Source organism: Micromonospora pisi (assembly GCF_003633685.1).
Taxonomy (GTDB): Bacteria; Actinomycetota; Actinomycetes; order Mycobacteriales; family Micromonosporaceae; genus Micromonospora_G; species Micromonospora_G pisi.
In genome coordinates this window covers 7,542,931-7,563,463 of the sequence record NZ_RBKT01000001.1, presented here as the reverse complement: position 1 = coordinate 7,563,463, position 20,533 = coordinate 7,542,931, and the positions used below count along the sequence as shown (strand labels likewise).

Sequence of the window (20,533 nt, the reverse complement as noted above, 5' to 3'; positions counted from 1 at the left end):
CTCATGCCACCGCCGCCACGGTCAGCTGGGACTCCACGATCTCGGCGTAGGTCGGGCAGGTCTCGATCAGCTCCTGGTGGCGGCCGATCCCGACGATCGCCCCGTCCTCCAGCACGATGATCTGGTCCGCGTCGACGATGGTGGAGACCCGTTGGGCCACGATGATCACGGCCGCATCCGCGGTGACCGGTCGCAGGGCCGCCCGCAGCCGGGCGTCGGTGCCGAGGTCGAGCGCGGAGAACGAGTCGTCGAAGAGGTAGATCTCCGGCCGGCGGACCAGCGCGCGGGCGATCGCCAGTCGTTGGCGTTGACCACCGGAGAGGTTCGTCCCGCCCTGCGCGACCGGTGCCTCGAGCCCTTCCGGCAGCGCCTCGACGAAGTCCCGGGCCTGGGCGATCTCCAGGCTGGTCCAGAGTTCCTCGTCGGTGGCGTCCGGGTTGCCGTACCGCAGATTGCTCGCCACGGTGCCGGTGAAGAGATACGGCCGCTGCGGCACCAGGCCGATCCGCTGCCACAGGATGTCCGGGGAGAGGTCCCGGACGTCCTCACCGTCGACCAGTACCGTGCCGCCGGTCGCGTCGAAGAGTCGGGGTACCAGGCCGAGCAGGGTGGTCTTTCCCGCTCCGGTGCTGCCGATGATCGCCGTCGTCTGGCCCGCGCGGGCGCGGAACGAGATGTCGCGCAGCACCGGGGCCGCCGCACCGGGGTACTGGAATCGCACGTCGCGCAGTTCGAGGTCGCCGTGCACGTTGACCTCGGTGACCGGCCGCTTCGGCGGCACGACGGAGGAGTCGGTGTCGAGCACCTCGACGATGCGCTCGGCGCAGACCGCTGCCCGGGGCACCATCATCAGCATGAAGGTCGCCATCATGACCGACATCAGGGTCAGCATCAGGTAGCTCAGGAAGGCGGTCAGCGCGCCGATCTGGATCTGACCCGCGTCGATCCGGGACGCGCCGAACCAGAGCACCGCCACGCTGGAGGCGTTGAGCACCAGCATCACGATCGGGAAGATCAAGGCCATCAACCGACCGGTACGCAGCGCGGTCGCGGTCAGGTCGGCGTTGGCGGCGTCGAACCGGCGGGTCTCGTACGGCTCGCGGACGAACGCCCGTACGACGCGGATGCCAGAGATCTGTTCCCGCAGCACCCGGTTGACCGTGTCGATCCGGGTCTGCATCAGCCGGAACTGGGGCACCATCTTGCGGATGATCATGCCGATGGCGAGGACCAGCACGGGTACGCAGACCAGCATCAGCCAGGAAAGGCCGGCGTCCTCACGCAACGCCATGATCACACCGCCGACGCACGTGATCGGCGCCGCGACGAGCAGGGTGCAGGTCACCACGACCAGCATCTGCACCTGTTGTACGTCGTTGGTGTTACGCGTGATCAGCGAGGGGGCGCCGAACTGGCCGACCTCGCGGGCGGAAAAGCTCATCACCCGCCCGAAGATCGCCGCTCGTACGTCCCGGCCGAAACTCATCGCGGTCCGGGCGCCGAAATAGACGGCCGCGATCGAGCAGGCGATCTGTAGGGCGCTGACCAGCAGCATCCAGCCGCCGGTACGGACGATGTAGCCGGTGTCGCCCCGGGCGATGCCCTGGTCGATGATGTCGGCGTTGAGGCTCGGCAGGTAGAGCGAGGCCATGGTACCGACGAGTTGCAGCAGCACCACCACGGTCAGCGGCCGGCGGTACGGCTGTAGATAGGTACGGAGTAGACGAGTCAGCATCGGTGACCCCCCGAATCAGGGATGCGGCGGCCGGTCATGACGGTTCCGCCGGGTGGCGGACGCCATCGAGCAGGAGGGAGACGATCTGCTCCGAGGAGAGCGGATCGCCATCGTTGATCAGTGGATGGGAACCGGTGAAGATCAGCAGCCGGAGCAGCCGCGCCACTTCCTGGACGGTGCAACGAAACTGGTCATGGTCGGGTTCGAGGATCCGGGCGACCTCCGCCTGGATCCGCTCGTTGGTGGGTCGGACCCGGGCCTGGTGCGCCTCCCGGTCTGGCGGCGGTGAGTTCAGGCCGACTGCGGTGAGCAGGTTGAGCACCCTGATCAGGCGCCGTTGGATGATCGTGGTCGCCTCGACCAGCCGCTCCCGCAGCGGCAGCGTGAGATCTACCTCGGCGAACTCCGCCCAGACCGGTTCGGGGTCCAGTGCCGCGGCGACGGCGGCCTGAATAAGCGCTTGCTTGTCCGGAAAGACGCGGAATATCGTCCCCTCGGCGACACCGGCCGCCTCGGCGATCTGCCGGGTGGTGACCTTGGTTCCGTGCTCACCGACCAGCGGCAGCGTGGCGGCGATCAGTGCGGCGCGACGCTCGTCGGGGGGCAGCGGTCGGGCCCGCCCGGCGCCCGGTCCGCACTGCGGCGACCGGCCCGACCCGGAGGACGCGTCGGGGGGCAGAGTGGAAGGCACCGGGCGACAGTAACTGAGTGAGCGGCTCACTCACAAATGATTTTTTCCCGCTCCGCGCCCCGGCCGTAAAGGTGCCGGCTGCGGCGGGTCGGCATGCCGACAGGTCTCGTCGACCCGGATGCCGGCGCCGTTAGATTAGGGTCGCGCTCCGCCGCGGCACCCTCCTGCCGCCCTCCTGTCGTCCGGGCCGAAGGGAAGAGGGAATGTCCGAAGCAGCACACCCGGAATCTGCCAGCACGGCACCCGAGCCGACCACCGCTCCGGAGTCGAGCCGGCGGGAGTTCCTGCGCTGGCTCTCCCTCGGCGGCGTCGGCGTCGCCGCCACCGGCGGCGCACTCCTCGCCGCCGCGCCGAAGGTCTGGGCCGAAGACCCGGCCGATGCCGCGATCATGGTGCTCGCCGGCGCCACGGTGATCGACGGCACCAACGCACGTCCCCGACCCGACACGAGCGTGGTCCTCGCCGGTGACCGGATCGTCAGCCTGATCCGCGGCCGGCCGGCACCCCGGACCAACGGCGTACGGATCGTCGACGCCCGAGGCAAGTTCGTCATCCCCGGGCTCTGGGACATGCACGCGCACGGCACCGTCGACGAGGACATCTTCCCGCCCCTGCACCTCGCCAACGGGGTCACCGGCATCCGGGAGATGTGGGGCTACCCCGAGGTGGAGGCGCTACGCCGGCGGATCGACGCCGGGCAGGCCCTGGGACCACGGATGCGGGTGGCGAGCCCGATCATCGACGAGCCCCCGACGATCCTCGGTCCCCCGGCCGTCCTGGTCCGTACGCCGACCGAGGCACGCGCCGCCGTACGCCGGTCCAGGGACGAGGGCGCGGACTTCGTCAAGGTCTACTCCTACCTCGGGCGGGACGCGTACTTCGCGATCATGGACGAGGCCCGCCGCCAGCGGCTGCCGGTCGCCGGACACCTGCCCTACCGGGTGACCGCCGCCGAGGCGAGCGACCTGGGGCAACGCTCGTTCGAGCACCTGTTCGGCCTCCCGGTGGCGACCTCGCTGCGCGAACGGGAGTTCACCCAGCGGATCGCGGAAACCCCGGTCACCGACCCGACCGCGTACTTCTATCTGATGCGCGAGTGGGAGTGGGAGGCCACGGAGAGCTTCAGCCTGCGCCGGGCGGTGGGGCTGTTCCGGCGTCTGGCCCGCAACGGGACCTGGCTGTCGCCGACGCTGGCGGTCAACCGGGTGGTGAACTCCCCCGCCGACACGTTCGCCGCCGACCCCCGGATGAGGTACATGCCCGCGTCGTACCGGGCGACCTGGGCCGAACGGGTCAAGATCTTCGCGCCCAACACGCCGGAACGGACCGTACGGCAGCGCGAGTTCTTCCAGTTCCTGTCACGGCTGGTGGGACACGCGCAGCGGACCGGGGTGGCCATCGTCGGTGGGACCGACTGCGGCAACCCGTACTGCTTCCCGGGGTTCAGCCTGCACGACGAACTGGCCCTGCTGGTCGACGCCGGCCTGAGCGAACTGGAGGCGCTGCAGAGCGTGACCCGCAACGCCGCGCGCTACCTCGGCGAGGAGCAGACCACCGGCACCGTCCAGCGGGGCAGGGTCGCCGACCTGGTGCTGCTCGACGCCGACCCGTTGGCCGACATCCGCAACACCCGACGGATCCACGCCGTCGTCACCCGGGGGCGCCTGATCACGTCCGCCCAGCGCTCCCGGATGCTCGCCGACGTCGAGTCCGCCGCCGCGAACCCCACCCTTGCCCGCCGCGCCCCCTCCTGCCCCTGCCATCCCGCCCTTCCCACCCCGACGGCACGCCGGGTCCGCCAAGGCGGTCGCTAGCCTCGCCCACATCTCGTACGCCGGTGGATCGGCGCGCGACGCGCCGCTGGCCAGACAGGTCTCGCCGCACCTTCGGCTGAACCTCGTTCCGGCGCACGGACAGTCCAAGATCGACGATTGGCCGTGGATCAACCACTGATCGATCAGCCTCGCATTCATGATCCTTGACAAGGTGACGCGGCACACAACAGACTTCGCGCAACGTGATCATCAACGACCGCCCCGGCAATCGACCTGCCGTGGGCGGTCTCCGTGCACGCGTCGACCGAAGGATGCCTCTGATGAGGAGTATCAGAAGACCGGCCAGAGCAAGCCGTCTGGTGGCCCTACTCACCGTACCGACCGCGCTGCTCCTCGGCGCCCTGCCGACGCTCGCCAGCCCCGCCGACAACGGGCAGGTGGAGCCGAGCCGGAAGTCCAGCACCGAACAGAACGGCGTCGCGCTCATGCGCATCGTCGCCGCCGACAAGGGCGAGGTGGACCGCCTCGCCGACCTCGGCGTCGACCTCGTCGAGTACAACAAGCCACTGGAAGACGGCATCGAGGTCCACGCCGTCCTCAGCCCGGAGGAGACCACGGCGCTGCGCGCCATGGGCTTCGACGTCCAGGGCAAGATTTCCGACCAGGACGACTACCGCGCCAACGTCGCCGAGCGCAAGGCCGCCATCGCGGCGGTCGACGCCGCCGCCCTGGACGACGACCAGCTCACCGTGCTGCGGGCCGAGTGGTTCACGAGCCTCGACGGTAACCGGTTCCTCTCGTTCGAGGTCAAGTCGGACGCGGGAGCGGACGCGGCCACGGTGATCACCGCGAGCTGGGACACCGGCATGGACACCCCGCCGGCCTCCGGCGGAACCGCCACCATGTCCCGGTTCACCGACGCCGGCCAGTACATGTACCACCGGTTCACCTCCCCGCTCGCGCTGACCACGGCGGAGCCGAACCGGGTCACCTTCACCAGCAGCAAGGGCGGCACCGTCAAGGCGTCGGTCACCCAGTGGCTGGGCAAGCCGAAGGAGGCGCCGGACGAGCACTACGTCTCCGACTTCGTCGACCACTACATGGACCCGACCGAGATCACCGAACGGATCGTCGGGCTCGCGGCGGAGTTCCCGAAGATCACCCAGATCATCGACCTGCCGAACCTGACCAACGGCTACCGCCGCAAGGCGCAGGCCCAGTTCGGCACGGCGGCGGCGAGCACCTTCTACGTCACCACCAAGGCGTGGGGCCACGAGGGCGGCAACGACACCAGTGTGTCGCTGATCAACCCGGGGGCCGCCAACCAGCCGCTGACCGTACTGGTCGCCGGCAAGACCGTGGTGGTCTCGCTCGCCACCGACGGCACCGGCGCGCTGACCAGCACCGCCGCTCAGGTGGTCGCGGCGCTGAACGCCGACGCCGCCGCGTCCGCCCTGCTCACCGCGAGCACCTACCGGGGTAACGCCGGTGCCGGCCTGGTGGCCACCGCCGGAGCCACCCGGCTCAGCGACAACCTCCAGGCGCCGCCGAGCATCTCCCGCGAGCCGTTCCAGATGAAGGCGCTGCGGATCGGCCGGGCCAAGGACGGCTCCAAGCCGGGCGTCTACCTCTACTGCCAGCAGCACGCCCGGGAGTGGGTCACGCCGATCACCTGCCTGGAGACCGCCGAGCGGCTGCTGCGCAACTACGAGCAGGACGCCAAGACCCGGAACCTGGTCAACGGGCTGGACATCTTCATCCTGCCCGTGGTCAACCCGGACGGCGCGCACTACAGCATGTACGACTTCAACTCGCAGCGTAAGAACATGACCAACCACTGCCCGGACGCGACGGCCGACCCGGCGAACCGCAACTCGTGGGGCGTCGACCTGAACCGCAACCAGAACGTGGGCTCGTTCTACGACGGCTACAACGGTGCCTCGTCGAGCTGCACCAGCGGCACGTACGCGGGCCCGAGCGAGCAGTCCGAGCCGGAGGCCAAGAACGAGGACTGGCTGATCAACACGTACCCGAACATCAAGTTCTCGATGAACACCCACTCGTACGGTGGGTACTTCATGTGGGCTCCGGGTGCGTACAAGACCGCCGGCCGCGAGGTGCTGCCCCGGACCGACTTCGGCACCGAGAACTTCTTCTGGAACGCCTCGTCGAAGATCCTCAGCGCGGTCCAGTCGCACCGGGGCACGGCGATCTGGCCGGGTCGTACCGGGCCGACCACCGACGTGCTCTACTCGGCGGCCGGTAACAGCGCGGACGCGCACTGGTACAACAAGGGCATCATCGCCTGGAACTTCGAGGTCGGGGCGGACAAGTACAACCCCGCCACCAACCGCTGGGACGCCGTCGGCTTCCAGCCGGAATTCAGCGAGGGCCACGAGGAGGCGATGGAGTTCTCCAGCGGCCAGATCGCGATCCTCGAGGTGGCGAAGGCGTACGCGGCGGACAAGTCCAAGCCGACCGCCGAACTGGTGGTGAAGAGCAAGGGTGCCGGTACGACCGACTTCACCTTCGCCACCAGCGAAGCGGCGAACGTCTACTACACCCTGGACGGCAGTGAGCCGACCACCTCGTCGCTGAAGCTCGGCTTCGCCGGCTACCGGGAGGGTGCGGAGCGGATCACCGTCACCGCGAAGACCACCGTTCGCTGGCTCGCCGTCGACATCGCCGGCAACGTCGGCACGGTCCAGGAGAAGGTCCTGAACGTACCGAAGAGCTGATCCACCAGCAGTTCCGCGTGGCCGTCGACCCCCGGGTCGGCGGCCACGCGCCTACCCCGACCACCTGACCAGCAGAGAACGCCGGAGCGGCAGATGCACTCGCACATCCCTTCCACGGAAACGCCCGGTACGGCGCCAGCGGTCGACAGAGCCGCGAGCGTGGCGGCCCGCCGTCGGGCACTGGTGCCACTGACCCTGATCCTCGCCCCGCTCGCCGTGCTGACCCTGGTCGGCCTGCTCCTGCTCTGGCCCGGCGGCGAGCAGGTCACCAGCGCGGCCCCCGGTACGAGCGGGCGCGAACTCAGCCATCCGGAGGCGACGGTGCAGACCGTGGCGCCGTACGAGTGTCCGGCCCCGGGTCAGCGCAACGGCCCCGAGGCGGGACCCCGGATGGTCACCTGCGCGACCGTTCAGGCCCGGCTGGAGACGGGGCCGGAAGCGGGCGGCATCGTCACCGTGGAGGTGCCGGCGGAGTCGTACCGCAGCGGACTGGAGGCCGGCGACCGGATCAAGGTCATCCGGGTCTTCAACCACCAGACCGGGCCGGCGATGTACGCGTTCTACGACTTCGCCCGTACGCTGCCGATCGGCATTCTCGCCGGGGTGTTCGCACTGCTCGTGGTCGCGGTCGCCCGGATGCGTGGACTGAAGGCGCTGCTGGGCCTCGGCTTCGCGTACCTGGTCATCATCAAGTTCATGCTGCCCGCACTGCTGGTCGGCGAGTCCGGGCTGCTGGTGGGCCTGGTCGGCGCCGCGGCGATCATGTTCGTCGTCCTCTACCTCGCCCACGGCTTCTCGGCACGGACCACGACCGCGTTGGCCGGGACACTGTTCGGGCTGCTGGCCACCGCCGGGCTCGGCCTCTGGGCGGCGGGCGCGGCGCACCTGACCGGGCTCGGCGACAGCGACGGGGTGACCCTGGCCGTCTACAACGGACAGGTCGACCTCTCCGGCATCGTGCTCTGCGGCATCATCGTGGCCGGGCTGGGCGTGCTCAACGATGTGACCATCACCCAGTCCTCGGCGGTCTGGGAGCTGCACGAGCTCGCCCCGGAGCGGTCGGCCCGACAGCTCTTCGGCAGCGCCATGCGGATCGGTCGGGACCACATCGCCTCGACGGTCTACACCATCGCGTTCGCCTACGCCGGGGCCGCGCTACCGATCATGTTGCTGATCAACGCGTACGACCGGCCGGTGCTCGCCGTACTGACCAGTGCGCAGATCGCCGAGGAGATCGTCCGTACCCTGGTCGCCTCGATCGGGCTGGTGCTGGCGATCCCGCTGACCACCGCGGTGGCGGTGGCGGTGGTGAAGGCCGTCGGTCGCGCCGGGCCGGAGGCACCGGGGCCGGCGTCGGGCGACAACGACAACGACAACGACAACGACGATCCGGTACGTCCCGATCCGGTCGCCAGTCAGCAGGCGTAGGCACCGCTCGGCTCACCGGTCGGACCGCCCATCGCGCAGATGATCACGTTCGGCGCCAGCGGCCCACCCCGGCGGTACGGTTCCGCACGGTATGCGTGAATCAACGCCGCTGGCGTACACCGCCGCCCGTTGACGATCCCCCGCGCAGTGGCTCGGAAAAGAGGTGTCACGTGCCATTTCTCTCGGCGCTCGACCGCGCCCACACCATCGCACCACCGGGGTACAGTCGCTGGCTCATCCCGCCCGCCGCGCTCTCGGTGCACCTGTGCATCGGGCAGGCGTACGCGACGAGTGTCTACAAGAACTCGTTGATCAGCCACTTCGACGCCAGCCAGACCGCGATCGGCATCATCTTCAGCATCGCCATCGTGATGCTCGGACTCTCCGCGGCCGTCGGCGGCACCTGGGTCGAGGCGAACGGCCCCCGGAAGGCGATGTTCGTCTCGGCCTGCTTCTGGGCCTCCGGCTTCCTGGTCGGCGCCCTCGGCATCGCCACGACACAACTCTGGCTGGTGTATCTCGGCTACGGCTTCCTCGGTGGCATCGGCCTCGGCATCGGCTACATCTCGCCGGTCTCCACCCTGATCAAGTGGTTCCCGGACCGGCCGGGGCTCGCCACCGGTCTGGCCATCATGGGCTTCGGCGGTGGGGCCCTGCTGGCCAGCCCGCTCTCCCGGCAACTGCTCTCGTTCTACGACTCCGGCTACGACCCGGCGAACGCCGGCTCGGTCGCCTCGGGCGGCGCCCTGGTCGGGCTCTTCCTGACCCTCGGACTCGGCTACTTCGTCATCATGATGTTCGGGGTGGTCAACGTCCGGGTGCCGGCGCCCGGCTGGCGACCGGCCGGTTTCGACCCCGCCACGGTGGCGGTCAAGCCGCTCGTGACCCGGGCGAGCGTGTCCGCCTCGAACGCGGTACGGACCCGCTCGTTCTGGCTGCTCTGGGTGGTGCTCTTCTGCAACGTCACCGCCGGCATCGGCATCCTCGAGCAGGCCAGTCCGATGATCCAGGACTTCTTCCGGGAGAACGGCGTCTCCACCGTCGCGGTGGCCGCCGCCGGCGGTTTTGTCGGACTGCTCTCACTGTTCAACATGGCCGGCCGGTTCGTCTGGTCGTCCACCTCCGACCTGATCGGCCGCAAGCCCATCTACCTGCTCTATCTGGGCGGCGGAATGGTGCTGTACACGCTGCTCGCCACCGTCGGGCACGCCTCGACCGCCCTCTTCGTACTGCTCGCCTGCGTGATCCTCTCGTTCTACGGCGGCGGGTTCGCGACCGTCCCGGCGTACCTGCGGGACCTTTTCGGCACCTTCCAGGTCGGTGCCATCCACGGCCGGCTGCTCACCGCCTGGTCCGCGGCCGGGGTCGCCGGACCCCTGATCATCAACGGTTTCCTCGACGCCCAGGGCAAACCCGGCACGCTGACCGCCGCCGCCTACCGCCCGGCGCTGCTCACCATGGTCGGCGTACTGGCGGTGGGGTTCGTGGCGAACCTGCTCATCCGCCCGGTGCCCGAGCGCTTCCACGAACCGCTCGCCCCGCACGTCCCGGCCGAACCCGCCAGCACCGTCGCGCAGAAGGAGCCAAGCCGATGACCGCAACGGAGGACACCCAGCCGACGGTCGGCCGGCAGCGGCTCCGCCTCACCCTCTCCTGGCTGCTCGTCGTCGTCCTGCTCGGCTACGGCGTGGTGCAGACCGCGCGGACCGCGGTGAACCTCTTCACCCACTGACCGTCGGTGGGCGTCCCGTGCGGCGGGACGCCCACCCGGGTCGTCAGCGGCCACTCGCCACGGCGTCTCTCGGGGCCGGCGGCAGTCGGTCGCCGAACAGGGCCAGGGCATTGCCCTCGCCGATCCCGTCCCGCACCGCACCGGTCACACCGAGCCGGTCGAGCAGGTCGAGCGTGGCTCCCGACTCGGAGTGCGGCAGCGGCGGTGAGTCGGTGCCGAACAGCACCCGGTCCGGGCCGAAGATCCGCAGCGCCAGGTCGACCGCGTTCGCGCTCGGCGTGGCCGTGTCCACCCAGATCCGGGGCAGGTAACTGCTCGGCGGGGCGGCGAGCGCGGCCAGCCGCCGCATCAGCCGGGGCGGCCCCATGGCGCTTCGGGCCGTGCCGGCCGCTGGGCGGTCCTGCTGCGGCGACGGGCCCTGCGGCGGCGCGGGAGCACCGTCCCAGTGCGTGGGCCGCATGATCCGGTCGAGCTTCTCGACCAGAAGTCCGAGGGCACCGCCCGCGGTCGGACCGATCAGCTTCAGCCCGGGAAAACGGTCCAACCAACCGCCGAGCACGCAACAGGCCAACCCGATGGTGACGTCACCGAACCGCCCCAACTGCTCGATCAGCAGCAGGTTCTCCAGGCCGGCACCGGCCGCCGGCTTCGCGGGTGGGTGCAGCAGGACGGGGAGGTCCACCTCCGCCGCGAGGGCGAAGAAGTCCTCCGCCTCGGGTGCGTCCAGGTAGCGGCCGGCGACGCTGGTGTTCGCGATCAACCCGACGAACTGCGGCTGGCGTACGGTCTGCGCCACCCGGTGCAGGTGCGCGGCTCCGCCGAACGGGTTGACGTAGACGTACGCGCGCAGCCGTTCGGGGTACCGGTCGACCAGGCCCGCCAGCCACGCGTCGTGGCGGGCCAGGTCGTCCTCGCTCTGCGCGTAGTTGTCGACCCCCGGCAGGGGAACCATCGCTCCGCCGCCGACCGGGCTCCCGATAATGGTGGCCCGTACGCCGCAGGCGAGCTTCGCGGAGATCATCTCCTCGACCTGCCCGAGCGTACGGGGCATCGGATAGCGCAGCCTCGATTCGGGCGGGCTCAGATGGCCGTGCACGTCGATCGTCACACGGGCCAGCGTTACCCGGCCGGCGTCACCGAGCCGTCACCGCGCCGGCACGTCCGTGGGCGGCTCGGATCCGGTGGCGGAAACGGTCGTTTCCGCCGAGGCCGCCGCCGTCGACGTCTCCGGTGCCCCGGAGGACTGCGACGGCACGGACGGTTGCGGCGTGGCCGGGTCGGGTGCCTGCCGGGCGGCCCGGAACCGCTGCCACGCCAACGCGGCGCCGATCACCCCCAGGGGTAGCGACGGCACGGTGTAGCGGGGGTCGATCATCGACGTGGCGACACTGCCGATGATCATGCCGAAGGCCAGGGTCACCCAGGCCAGCGGGTTCAGGTAGTCGCGCCAACTCGAGGCTCTGGGGCGGTAGAAGGCGAGCACCACGGCGAGCAGGAAGCAGAGGCCGACGAGGGTCGCCGGCACGGTGGCCACCGCCGAGTAGCGGTTGAGCGGGTTCATCAGCGCGTGCTCGTGGTCCCGGGCCAGCCCGGCGAAGCGGCGCTTGGCCGGGTTCTGCGGTGCCATGTGGGGTGCGCAGCCGGTGTCGTCCATCTTCGGGAAGTCCCAGACGCTCGCGATGCAGGCGACGCGGTCGTCGGGGTACGGCCCCGGTCGTACCGTCTGCCAGGTCTCCTTGGCGACGAGCTGCAGGTAGTCGAGGGGCTGACCCAGGATCGCCTTCTTGGCGAAGGAGCCGAACACCTCGTCCGGCATGGTCTTGAACTCCGCCTTGCTGCCCGGCCCCCACAGGTACATGTCCGGCGGAAGCCGCTTGTCGATGGGCTGGTCGGGGCAGGTCAGCCGTTCCTCGTCGGTCAGGTCGAGCTTGTCGCAGTCGACGAAGGTCATGGTCCGGGCCCAGAGGAACCGGGATCCGTACGTGCCGAACGAGTACTGGCCGTGGTGGCCGTGGTACCAGACCACGTAGCCGCCGAGCGTGATCACCAGGATGGCGACGAACGCCCCGGTCTTGCGCCAGTCCACCCGACGCAGAAGCAGGTAGAGCACCGGCACCACCGCCGCGACCATCCCGATCGACCGGGTCGTCGCCGCCCAGGAGAACGCCCCGGCCGCGACCAGCACACCGAGCCAGCCGGGAACCTGCCGCCAGGTCAGCGCCAGCATGCCGAGCACGACCAGGCTGGTGAAGAGCGTCTCGGCGAGCAGGAAGTGTTCGAGCGCCGCGGTACGCGCGTCGAGCAGCAGCGGTGCCACGGCGAGCGTGGCGACCAGTCGGGAGACGCCGCGACGCTGGAGGAACACGTACCCGGCGATCACCACGGCCAGCCCCATGAGGTGCTGGATCAGGATGATCCGTCGAACCGAGTGCAGGTCCAACAGGAGGCTGAGGAAGAAGCTGTACCCGTAGGGCCGGATCGTGCCGGGCTCCTTGAGGTAGGCCAGTCCCAGGTAGCTCTGGCTGTCGCCCTGGTACCACAGAGCGGGGTTGTAGGCGATCACCACGAGTAGCCGCAGCACCACACCGGCCAGCAGGAGCAGGACGAGGGCCCAGTGGCGGCGCAGCAGGTGGCCGATCTCCCCGGGCAGTCGCCTCGTACGATCCGTACCCCAGTGCCGCAACCGTTCCCAGCGTTCGGTGGGTCGGTTCGGAGCGAGCGTGGTCATGAGGGCGACTTCCTCGGTAGGACCGGCGCGGCCGGTACGGTGATCGCCGGAACCCGCCCCGGGTCCGGGCTGCGACCGACTTCCGCCCTGCGCCGACGACCGTAGCGACCGTCACGACCGGGGCGACAAGGGCGGATTGGGACGCGCGGAATCTAGCATGCCGCCGACCAGCGCGAAGACCGCGCCGATGACCAGCGGGATCGCCGGTGGCGCCCGGGCCGGGATTACCGATCTGGCGCGCGGGGTATCGGACCGCCAACGGGATCCGTTCCAGCACCAGACAAGGACAGACCCGGGTAAATCAACCAGCGGTGCCCCCCGTTGAACTGGAGCCGACATGGAGCTGAACGAGAACGCGGAGATCGACACCAGTCAGGTGGAGGACCGACGAGGGTCGGGCGGACCGGGTGGGATCTCCCTCGGCGGCGGCGGTGGCCTGGTCGGCGTCATCGTGACCGTCCTCGTCGCGCTGGTCGGTGGCGGTTTCGGGCTCAACGCCCTCACCAACAACGGCGACGAGCAGGGTGACAACACCGCGATCCAGCAGCAGTGCGCGGCCGACGACGCGCTGCGCAAGCTCGACTGCCGCAACACCCTGTACGTCAACTCGATCCAGAACTGGTGGCAGCGGGCCCTGCCGGAGTCCTTCGGCAAGACGTACACCGAGTCGGACACCGTCTTCTTCGAGCAGGCGGTGAACACCGGCTGCGGCGCAGCGGACTCCGGTGTCGGCCCGTTCTACTGCCCGGCCGACGACCAGGTCTACATCGATCTGACCTTCTACCAGCAGCTCGCCGACCAGCTCGGTGCCCCGGGCGAGTTCGCCCAGCCGTACGTGCTCGCCCACGAGTACGGCCACCACGTGCAGGACCTGCTCGGCACCGAGGCACAGTTGCGCCAGCGGCAGGCCCGCGACCCGGGCCAGGCCAACCAACTCTCGGTCGCACTCGAACTGCAGGCCGACTGCTTCGCCGGCGCGTGGGCGAAGAACGCCACCGGCACCGCCGACGCGCGCGGCGAGAAGATCTTCACCAGCATCACCGACGAGGACATCCAGCAGGGCCTGGACACGGCGGCGGCGATCGGGGACGACGCCATCCAGCAGCGTTCCGGTGGACAGATCGACGAGTCCGCGTTCACCCACGGCACCTCGGCACAGCGCCAGGAGTGGTTCAAGCGCGGCTACGACACGGGCGACCCGACCGCCTGCGACACCTTCGGCAGCGGACGCTAGGAGCGGCTCCCCCGCCGACCGGTGCCGACACGGCGAGATGCCGTACGGTCCGGCCGGCGGAGGAGCCCGCCTCGTTGTGCATGTCGCGGAGGTGCCGTCGCTTCCGCGTGACCGTGTTCAGCAGCGCCCGAGGTCACGCCACTGGGCGGTCAGGCCCGGCTCGGAGCCCTGGGTCCACCAGTTGGCCTGCCAGAGCCGACCGTTGTGCTTGACCCGGGCGCCCTCCAGGTAGACGGTGCCCCAGTCCCAGGCCGGCGCGGCGGCGCAGTTGGCCGGTGGCGCGGTGGTCGGCGGCGTGGTCGGCGGCCGGGTGGTCGGGGGCGTCGTCGGAGGGCGGGTGGTCGGCGTCGAGGTGGGCGGTGTCGTCGGGCAGGTGCCACCGGTGCCGACCGTGTCGACGTGGTTGGTGCCCGCCGACCGGTACGCGGTGACCCGGCTCTTCGCCTCGGCGGTGGTGATCACCTCCCGGTCGGCGTAGTAGAGGTAGTCGACCTGCTGGACGTACGTGGCCAGCCCGGTGCCGGTCCGCCCGGTGAGGTCGATGAACCACAGGTTGAAGTTGATCGACATTGGGGTTTCCGGGTAGTACCGGTCCCCGTGGTCGGCCACCTGCACACCGTCCACGTAGTACTTCACCCGCCCGTCGGAGACCGTGAAGACCAGGTCATGCCAGCCGTTGAAGCTGGTCCGTTGCGCGGTGTGGGTGTTGTCGGCCTGCCACGGCTCGTTCTGGTACGTCTCCCAGGTGGTCTGGTAGAAGATCGGCCCCTGTTCGCCCCAGCCGCCGTTCGGCAGGTACTCGAAGTCGATCTCGCCATAGTTCGGGTCGAGCGGTCGGTCCAGCGGTGTGATGGTGAAGAAGGTCTCGACCAGGTGGTCCCCGTCCGGTCCCGATGACGGGGTGTCGGCGAACCGGACCCGGCTGGCGTAGGTCCCCTCGAAGAATTTGCGCTGGTGGAAGAACTCGGAGTGGCTGGTGCCGCCGGCGGTGCCGTCGGTCTTCGCGGTGAGCTGGAGGACCTTCTGTCCGGCGTCGGTGGGGAAGCTGACGTTCGCCGCCGGCCAGGCCGCACCGGGTACGCCCGGTCCACCGGAGTTGGTGCGTACGGTCCAGTTGCGGGCGGCGATGGCCGGGTCGGACGACGACGAGTAGGCGAAGTCGTCGAAGAGCACACCGCAGTTCGCGGCGATGGCGGGGGCGTCCGACGGTGCGGTGCCGGCGGAGGCGGTCGCGGTGAGGCCGGCGAGGGTTCCGGCGGCCAGTACGGCCGCCGCACCGGCCGCGAGACTTCTCGCGGTGGGTTTCGTGGACACGGGGTCTCCTCACGGGGGAACAGGAAAGGGGTACGGCCGGACTACGGTGGTCGGCCGTGGGGTGCCGGGTGGGAGAGCCGGAGCGGGTGTCACTTCACCGCGCCGGCGGTGAGGCCGGAGCGGATCTGGCGTTGGAAGAGCACGTAGGCGGCGAGGACCGGCAGCATCGCGATGGTGAGCCCGGCGAACAGGCCGCTCCAGTCGCTGCGGTAGCCCTGGCTGACCGAGAGCGCGGCGAGCCCCTGGGCGAGCACGTACCGGTCCGGGTCGGGATTGAGGACGAGGGGCAGCAGGTACTGGTTCCACAGCCCGAGGAAGTTGAAGATCGCGATGCTGACCAGCCCCGGCCGGGCCAACGGCAGCATCACCCGGAAGAACACCCCCGCGTGCGAGCAGCCGTCCAGGAAGGCGGCCTCGGCGATCGCCGTGGGCAGCGTCCGGAAGAACGAGTGCAGGAAGAAGACGGTGAACGGCAGCGCGTACGCGCTGTAGACCAGGATCAGCCCCGGATAGGTGCCGATCAGCCCGAGTTGCTTGACCACGAAGAAGAGCGGGACCAGGGCGAGGAAGACCGGGAAGAGAATGCCGGCGACGAAGAGGTAGTAGAGCAGCCGGTTGCCGGAGAAGGTGTACCGGGCCAGCGCGTACGCCACCAGGGAGCCGAGCAGCATGGTCAGCACGAGCGCGCAGCCGACCACGATCGCGCTGTTGACGAAGTAGGTGCCGATGGAGGCCTGGGTCCAGGCCCGGGACCAGTTGTCGAACTGCGGTTGCGCCGGCAGGGTCCACGGGCTGGTCAGAATCTCCCGGTCGGTCTTGAGCGAGCTGAGCACCGCCCAGAGCAGCGGTACGGTGACCAGCACCGCCCAGCCGACGAGGAAGAGGTGGGCGGCCCGGTCCGTGACCCGTCCCGGGCGGGCCACCGGGCCACTCGGTGGGGGGCCGGTGGCCGGACGCGCCGGCCGGTCGACGAGAGCGGTCATGACAGCTCCACCCGTTCCCGTCGGCTGGCCCGCAGTGCGATCGCGGCGAAGGCCAGGGTGAGGAAGAAGAGCGCCACGCCCATCGCCGCGGCGTAGCCGAACTTGCCGTACGTGAACGCGCTCCGGTAGAGGCCGAGCCCGATGACCTCGGTGGCGCCGTCCGGGCCGCCCGGTCCCACCGTCATGATCTGCACGATGGCGAACCCGTCGAGCGCGAGTACGCCCAGGTAGACGAAGGCGACCTGGACGTTGTCCCAGAGCAGCGGCACGATCACCCGGCGCAGGGTGGCGAGCCGGCCGGCGCCGTCGAGCACGGCGGCCTCCAGCACGTCACGCGGGATCGACTCCATGGCGGCGGAGAAGAGCACCATGTAGAACCCGACCGACGACCAGACCAGGACGGCCATCACCGCCCAGAGCGCCAGTCCGGGTTCGCCGAGCCAGGCGCGGGCCAGCGCGTCCAGGCCGACCGCGCGGAGGAAGCCGTTGAGCAGTCCCTCGTTGGGGTGGTAGACGAACTGCCAGAGCATGGCGATGATCGGCAGCGAGAGCAGCTGCGGGAAGAAATAGGCGATCTTGTAGAACTCGGCGCCCCTGATTCCGGCCAGCATGGTGCTGCCCCGGCGACCGCCGAAGTTGACCAGCGCGGCGAGCAGCAGCCCGAGGGCGATGGTGGCCAACGGTACGACCAGCAGCATCAGCCCGTTGTTGCGCAGCGCCGCCAGAAACGACCGGTCGTCGAGCAGCCGCTGGTAGTTCTCCAGCCCGACGAAGGTCACCTGGCCCGACACTCCGGTCCAGTCGGTGAGCGAGAGGTAGAACGCCTGCGCGTACGGGGAGAGCACGAAGACCGCGTACAGCAGCAGCCCTGGCAGGATCGCGCCGGCCAGGAACCGGTATTTGCCGTGCCGCATGGCCGCCATCGGTGGCTACCGGCGGTACTTGGTGACGGTGGTGTCCTTGGCGATCGCGTCGGCCGCCTGCTGGATCCGGTCGGCCCACTGCGCCGGGCTGATCCGTCGGGTCGCCAGTTCCCCGGTGGCGTCGTCGACCGCCTTGGCCAGCGGGGCGTACCAGGTACGGAACCGGTACGTGAAGGTGTTCGTCCCCGCCGCCGCCACGGCCCCGCGGACCGACCCGAGCCCGGTGCTCACGGTCAGCCCGTCGGTGGCCCCGGCGACGCTGGGCAGCGTGCTGTTGAGTTCGGCGAACTTGCGGGCCGCCGGTTGGGAGAAGAGGATCCGCAGGAACTCCAACCCGCCGCGTGGGTTCTTCGCCTTCGCCGGCACCAGGAACGATTCACTGCTCGCCGCGAGCAGCGCGCCGAAGGGTAGTTTGTCGCCCGCGCCGAGTGCGGGCACCGCACCCATCACCATGTCGAAGCCGTCCGGGGTGATCCCCTTCTGCTCGGCCTCCAGCCAGGACCCGCACGGGATGAACGCGGCCTTGCCCTGGGACCAGGCGGCCTGCGACTCGGTGTGCGAGAGCGCCTCCGACCCGGAGAGCAGGTAACCCCGTCCGGCGAGTTCGGCGACGGCGCCGGCCGCGTCGAGCAGCGGTTGCTGCTTCCAGGCGCCGGGTTGCAGGTTGTCGACCGCCCTGACCAGGTCCTGACCCCCCGCCTTGGCGGCCATGGCCAGCAGTGGGTCGTTGAGGTACTCCGGGTACTTGCCCTGGTACGTCCAGGGCGCGATGCCGGCCTTCTTGATCTCGGCGCAGAGCGCGAGCATCGCCTCCCAGGTGGTCGGGTAGCTCCAGCCGTGCCGGTCGAAGAGCGGCTTGGAATACCAGAGACCCCAGGCGGTGTACGTGAAGTTGAGCGAGTACACCTTCCCGTCGAGCGTGCCGTCCTCCACCACCCCGGGCAGCAGCGTGTCGCGCAGCTTCCGGGCCGGGTCGTCGATCGAGGGGGCGTCGAGCAGCTCTGCCAGGTCGGTCAGCTTGCCCGCGCCGACCAGGGTGGCGAGGTCGAGCCGACCGGCACCGGTGTTGTCGACCACGTCCGGCGGGGTGTCGGCGACGAACCGGGGTTGCAGCGCCTCGCCGACCTTCTGGATGCCCTTGTGGTCGATCGTCGCGCCGGGGTGACGCTGCTGGTAGAGCGCCTCGGCGTTGGTCGCGTACGCGTCGCCGTACCCGCCCTTGAAGATGACCACCTCGAGCGGGGTCTTCTCCGGTACGCCGAGCGGGTTCTCGGCGCTGGTCCGGCCCTTGGCGACGGCGGCGTCGTCGTCGTTGCCGCCGCTGGTGACGCAGCCGGTGAGCGCGGGGGCGGCCAGGCCGACACCTGCGGCCTGCAACAGGCGTCGCCGACTGGTACGGCGTACGACCGGGGTGGAAGAGGGGTCCATGGTCGGCGGCCTCGCCTTCTGTTAGGCGGTGCGTCGGATACGCCCGGCGTACCGCGCCTCTAGTTCGTTGTTGTGGGTGTCGCCGCCGGGCACGTTCGCCGACAGGTAGATCGGCGGGGTCTGTCCGGCGGCGAGCAGGTGTGCGACGACCTCGGTGACGATCTGCTGGGCCAGCAGGGCACCGGTGATCGACGAGATCGCCCCGACGGCACCGCCGCCGGGGATGGGCAGGGCGGCGTCGCCGTACGGTGCGCCGTTGTCGAGCACCACGTCGGCGATGTCGGCCAGTCGTCGCCCGGACGGATGGCGGGACTCCACCCGGGCGGTGTGGTCGAGTGAGGTGATCCCGATCAGGCGGTGGCCGCGTTCCTTGACCAGCAGGGCGAACTCGACGATCACGCCGTTGACGCCGGAGTTGGAGGTCAGGACGAAGACGTCGTCGGGCTTCACCGGCGCCAGTTCGTAGAGCCGGTGGGCCACCGCCGGATCCCGTTCGAGCAGCGGGTCGTCGAGTACGGACCGGTCGGCGCCGCCGTAGAGGACGAGGTCCCGTAGCGCGATCTTGTTGGTGGGGACGAGTCCCCCGGCCCGGCCGGCGATCTCCATCGAGAGCGCCTCGGAGTGTCCGCAGCCGAACGCCTGCACCACGCCGCCGTGGTCGAGTGCCGTGGTGATCAGCGTTGCCGCGGCCCGTACGCCGTCGGACTGGCTCTCGGTGACCCGCCCGATCGCCGTGGTGACGGCGGTGAGGTAGGCCGGTGCGCTGATGGTGGTGGTGGTCATGACCCCTCCGTGGTTTTTACCCGGCGACGAACCGCCCGGTGCGACTCGTCCGGCAGCCGGTGCGCGTCGACGGCGCGCGCCGTGACCTCGAACGCCTCGGTGGTGCGCTGGTACGTCCGTTGCGCCACCGCGACGTAGATCAGGTCCAGCACCAGCAACTGGGAGTGCAGGGCGGAGAGCGCGGCCAGCCGGAACGTCGTCTCCTGGACGGCGGTCGTCATGACCACGTCGGCGACCTCGGCCAGTGGCGAGCGGGGGAAGGAGGTGACGGCGACGGTGAGCGCGCCGTGGTCGGCGGCCTCGGCGAGCACCTCGATGACCTCGCGGGTACGCCCGCTGTGCGACAGTCCGATCGCGACGTCGCCCGGCCCGAGCAGGGCGGCGTTGGTCAGGGCGCTGTGGGCGTCGGCACGGTGCCACACCGGGATCCGGATGCGCTCCAGCCGGAAGGCCATCTCCCGGGCCGCGTTGCCGGAGCTGCCGAAGCCGAAGAGGTCGACCCGCTGGGCCTGGGCGACGGCGGCGGCGACCCGGTCGACGGCGGCGAGGTCGACCCGACCGGCGGTGTCCTGGATCGCCCGCGCGTCGGCGTTGGCGACCACTTCGAGGAGGTGGTCCAGGGGGTCGTCGGGTCCGATCTCGCGGTCGATGTCGGTGTCCCAACGCGCCTGTGCGGCGCGACCGGTCTCGGTGGCGATGGCGACGCGCAGCTGGGCGTAGCCCCGGTAGCCGAAGACCCGGCAGAACCGGGTCACCGTGGCGGTGGAGGTGCCGGCGCGTTCGGCCAGGTCGATGATGGTCGCCCGGGCGGCCTCCTCCGGGGCGATCAGGATCTGCTCGGCGACCCGCTGCAGGGCGACCGGCAGCGCGCTCAACTCGGTGCGCACCCGGCCCAGCAGTCCGCTCTCCTCCATCAACATTCCTTTCACCGCTGCGTGTTGGTGAGAAAAACTATGACCACATTGGCCATCGAGTCAATAGCTTTAACTTTTTCGATCCGTACCCTTGTGGACCGGGCCGACCAGCCCGCACCATCGGCAG

At 70.0% G+C, this 20,533-nt stretch carries 16 protein-coding genes; 6 read left to right on the top strand and 10 right to left on the bottom strand.

Going from position 1 to position 20,533, the window contains the following annotated elements; translation table 11 throughout:
* Position 1: 1 nt before the first annotated feature.
* Positions 2–1,735: an ABC transporter ATP-binding protein gene (locus tag BDK92_RS32305; RefSeq protein WP_121160142.1), complete on the bottom strand. Its 1,734-nt coding sequence runs from the start codon at positions 1,733–1,735 to the stop codon at positions 2–4.
* A 34-nt stretch (positions 1,736–1,769) separates the two neighbouring features.
* Positions 1,770–2,426 carry a TetR/AcrR family transcriptional regulator gene (locus BDK92_RS32300; RefSeq protein WP_246017370.1) on the bottom strand — a complete coding sequence of 219 codons (657 nt, stop codon included), beginning with the start codon at positions 2,424–2,426 and terminating at the stop codon, positions 1,770–1,772.
* A gap of 203 nt (positions 2,427–2,629) precedes the next feature.
* On the opposite strand from BDK92_RS32300, the gene BDK92_RS32295 reads away from it, so the two are divergent.
* The 5 genes from BDK92_RS32295 to BDK92_RS39360 all read left to right on the top strand — a co-directional run bounded on the left by BDK92_RS32295 (position 2,630) and on the right by BDK92_RS39360 (position 10,099).
* A complete protein-coding gene (locus tag BDK92_RS32295; protein ID WP_121160141.1) occupies positions 2,630–4,240 on the top strand; it encodes an amidohydrolase family protein in 1,611 nt (536 codons plus the stop codon).
* 281 nt (positions 4,241–4,521) lie between these two features.
* Positions 4,522–6,939 (top strand): M14 family zinc carboxypeptidase, encoded by a 2,418-nt coding sequence (locus BDK92_RS32290; RefSeq protein WP_147457195.1) that lies wholly within the window; start codon positions 4,522–4,524, stop codon positions 6,937–6,939.
* Positions 6,940–7,032: 93 nt separating this feature from the next.
* Positions 7,033–8,367 (top strand): YibE/F family protein, encoded by a 1,335-nt coding sequence (locus BDK92_RS32285; protein ID WP_121160139.1) that lies wholly within the window; start codon positions 7,033–7,035, stop codon positions 8,365–8,367.
* 170 nt (positions 8,368–8,537) lie between these two features.
* A complete protein-coding gene (locus BDK92_RS32280) occupies positions 8,538–9,962 on the top strand; it encodes an OFA family MFS transporter (protein ID WP_121160138.1) in 1,425 nt (474 codons plus the stop codon).
* Positions 9,959–10,099 (top strand): MFS transporter small subunit, encoded by a 141-nt coding sequence (locus tag BDK92_RS39360; RefSeq protein WP_170208768.1) that lies wholly within the window; start codon positions 9,959–9,961, stop codon positions 10,097–10,099. The genes BDK92_RS32280 and BDK92_RS39360 overlap by 4 nt, the downstream gene beginning before the upstream one ends.
* A gap of 43 nt (positions 10,100–10,142) precedes the next feature.
* On the opposite strand, the gene BDK92_RS32275 is transcribed toward BDK92_RS39360, so the two are convergent.
* Complete coding sequence (locus BDK92_RS32275; RefSeq protein WP_211349444.1) at positions 10,143–11,207, bottom strand: amidohydrolase family protein; 1,065 nt, start codon at positions 11,205–11,207, stop codon at positions 10,143–10,145.
* A 36-nt stretch (positions 11,208–11,243) separates the two neighbouring features.
* Positions 11,244–12,827, bottom strand: coding sequence for a hypothetical protein (locus BDK92_RS32270; RefSeq protein WP_121160136.1), 1,584 nt, complete (start codon positions 12,825–12,827; stop codon positions 11,244–11,246).
* A gap of 337 nt (positions 12,828–13,164) precedes the next feature.
* Here BDK92_RS32270 and ypfJ point away from each other — a divergent pair, with 337 nt between their 5' ends.
* Positions 13,165–14,061, top strand: a complete 897-nt coding sequence (gene ypfJ, locus BDK92_RS32265; protein ID WP_121160135.1) for a KPN_02809 family neutral zinc metallopeptidase — start codon at positions 13,165–13,167, stop codon at positions 14,059–14,061.
* A gap of 117 nt (positions 14,062–14,178) precedes the next feature.
* Here the strand turns inward: ypfJ and BDK92_RS32260 are convergent, their stop codons facing one another.
* From BDK92_RS32260 to BDK92_RS32235, 6 genes are all read right to left on the bottom strand, one after another.
* On the bottom strand, positions 14,179–15,375 hold the full coding sequence (locus tag BDK92_RS32260) for a carbohydrate-binding protein (protein ID WP_246017369.1): 1,197 nt from the start codon (positions 15,373–15,375) through the stop codon (positions 14,179–14,181).
* Between the two features lie 89 nt (positions 15,376–15,464).
* A complete protein-coding gene (locus BDK92_RS32255) occupies positions 15,465–16,358 on the bottom strand; it encodes a carbohydrate ABC transporter permease (RefSeq protein ID WP_121160134.1) in 894 nt (297 codons plus the stop codon).
* Positions 16,355–17,281 carry a carbohydrate ABC transporter permease gene (locus BDK92_RS32250; protein ID WP_342775863.1) on the bottom strand — a complete coding sequence of 309 codons (927 nt, stop codon included), beginning with the start codon at positions 17,279–17,281 and terminating at the stop codon, positions 16,355–16,357. Before BDK92_RS32250 ends, BDK92_RS32255 begins: the two co-directional genes overlap by 4 nt.
* A gap of 6 nt (positions 17,282–17,287) precedes the next feature.
* Positions 17,288–18,709 (bottom strand): N-acetylglucosamine/diacetylchitobiose ABC transporter substrate-binding protein, encoded by a 1,422-nt coding sequence (gene ngcE / locus BDK92_RS32245; protein WP_121160133.1) that lies wholly within the window; start codon positions 18,707–18,709, stop codon positions 17,288–17,290.
* Positions 18,710–18,730: 21 nt separating this feature from the next.
* The gene (locus tag BDK92_RS32240) at positions 18,731–19,492 is read right to left on the bottom strand and encodes a sugar isomerase domain-containing protein (RefSeq protein ID WP_121160132.1); all 762 of its coding nucleotides are present in this window, start codon (positions 19,490–19,492) and stop codon (positions 18,731–18,733) included.
* Complete coding sequence (locus BDK92_RS32235; RefSeq protein ID WP_246017368.1) at positions 19,489–20,406, bottom strand: MurR/RpiR family transcriptional regulator; 918 nt, start codon at positions 20,404–20,406, stop codon at positions 19,489–19,491. Before BDK92_RS32235 ends, BDK92_RS32240 begins: the two co-directional genes overlap by 4 nt.
* Positions 20,407–20,533 lie beyond the last annotated feature (127 nt).

What these genes read in the sequence shown, in the direction of transcription:
- BDK92_RS32305 (WP_121160142.1), bottom strand. Translation starts at nt 1,735, where the DNA reads ATGCTGACTCGTCTACTCCGTACCTATCTACAGCCGTACCGCCGGCCG.
- BDK92_RS32295 (WP_121160141.1), top strand. Translation starts at nt 2,630, where the DNA reads ATGTCCGAAGCAGCACACCCGGAATCTGCCAGCACGGCACCCGAGCCG.
- BDK92_RS32290 (WP_147457195.1), top strand. Translation starts at nt 4,522, where the DNA reads ATGAGGAGTATCAGAAGACCGGCCAGAGCAAGCCGTCTGGTGGCCCTA.
- BDK92_RS32285 (WP_121160139.1), top strand. Translation starts at nt 7,033, where the DNA reads ATGCACTCGCACATCCCTTCCACGGAAACGCCCGGTACGGCGCCAGCG.
- BDK92_RS39360 (WP_170208768.1), top strand. Translation starts at nt 9,959, where the DNA reads ATGACCGCAACGGAGGACACCCAGCCGACGGTCGGCCGGCAGCGGCTC.
- BDK92_RS32270 (WP_121160136.1), bottom strand. Translation starts at nt 12,827, where the DNA reads ATGACCACGCTCGCTCCGAACCGACCCACCGAACGCTGGGAACGGTTG.
- ypfJ (WP_121160135.1), top strand. Translation starts at nt 13,165, where the DNA reads ATGGAGCTGAACGAGAACGCGGAGATCGACACCAGTCAGGTGGAGGAC.
- BDK92_RS32255 (WP_121160134.1), bottom strand. Translation starts at nt 16,358, where the DNA reads ATGACCGCTCTCGTCGACCGGCCGGCGCGTCCGGCCACCGGCCCCCCA.
- BDK92_RS32250 (WP_342775863.1), bottom strand. Translation starts at nt 17,281, where the DNA reads ATGGCGGCCATGCGGCACGGCAAATACCGGTTCCTGGCCGGCGCGATC.
- ngcE (WP_121160133.1), bottom strand. Translation starts at nt 18,709, where the DNA reads ATGGACCCCTCTTCCACCCCGGTCGTACGCCGTACCAGTCGGCGACGC.
- BDK92_RS32240 (WP_121160132.1), bottom strand. Translation starts at nt 19,492, where the DNA reads ATGACCACCACCACCATCAGCGCACCGGCCTACCTCACCGCCGTCACC.
- BDK92_RS32235 (WP_246017368.1), bottom strand. Translation starts at nt 20,406, where the DNA reads ATGGAGGAGAGCGGACTGCTGGGCCGGGTGCGCACCGAGTTGAGCGCG.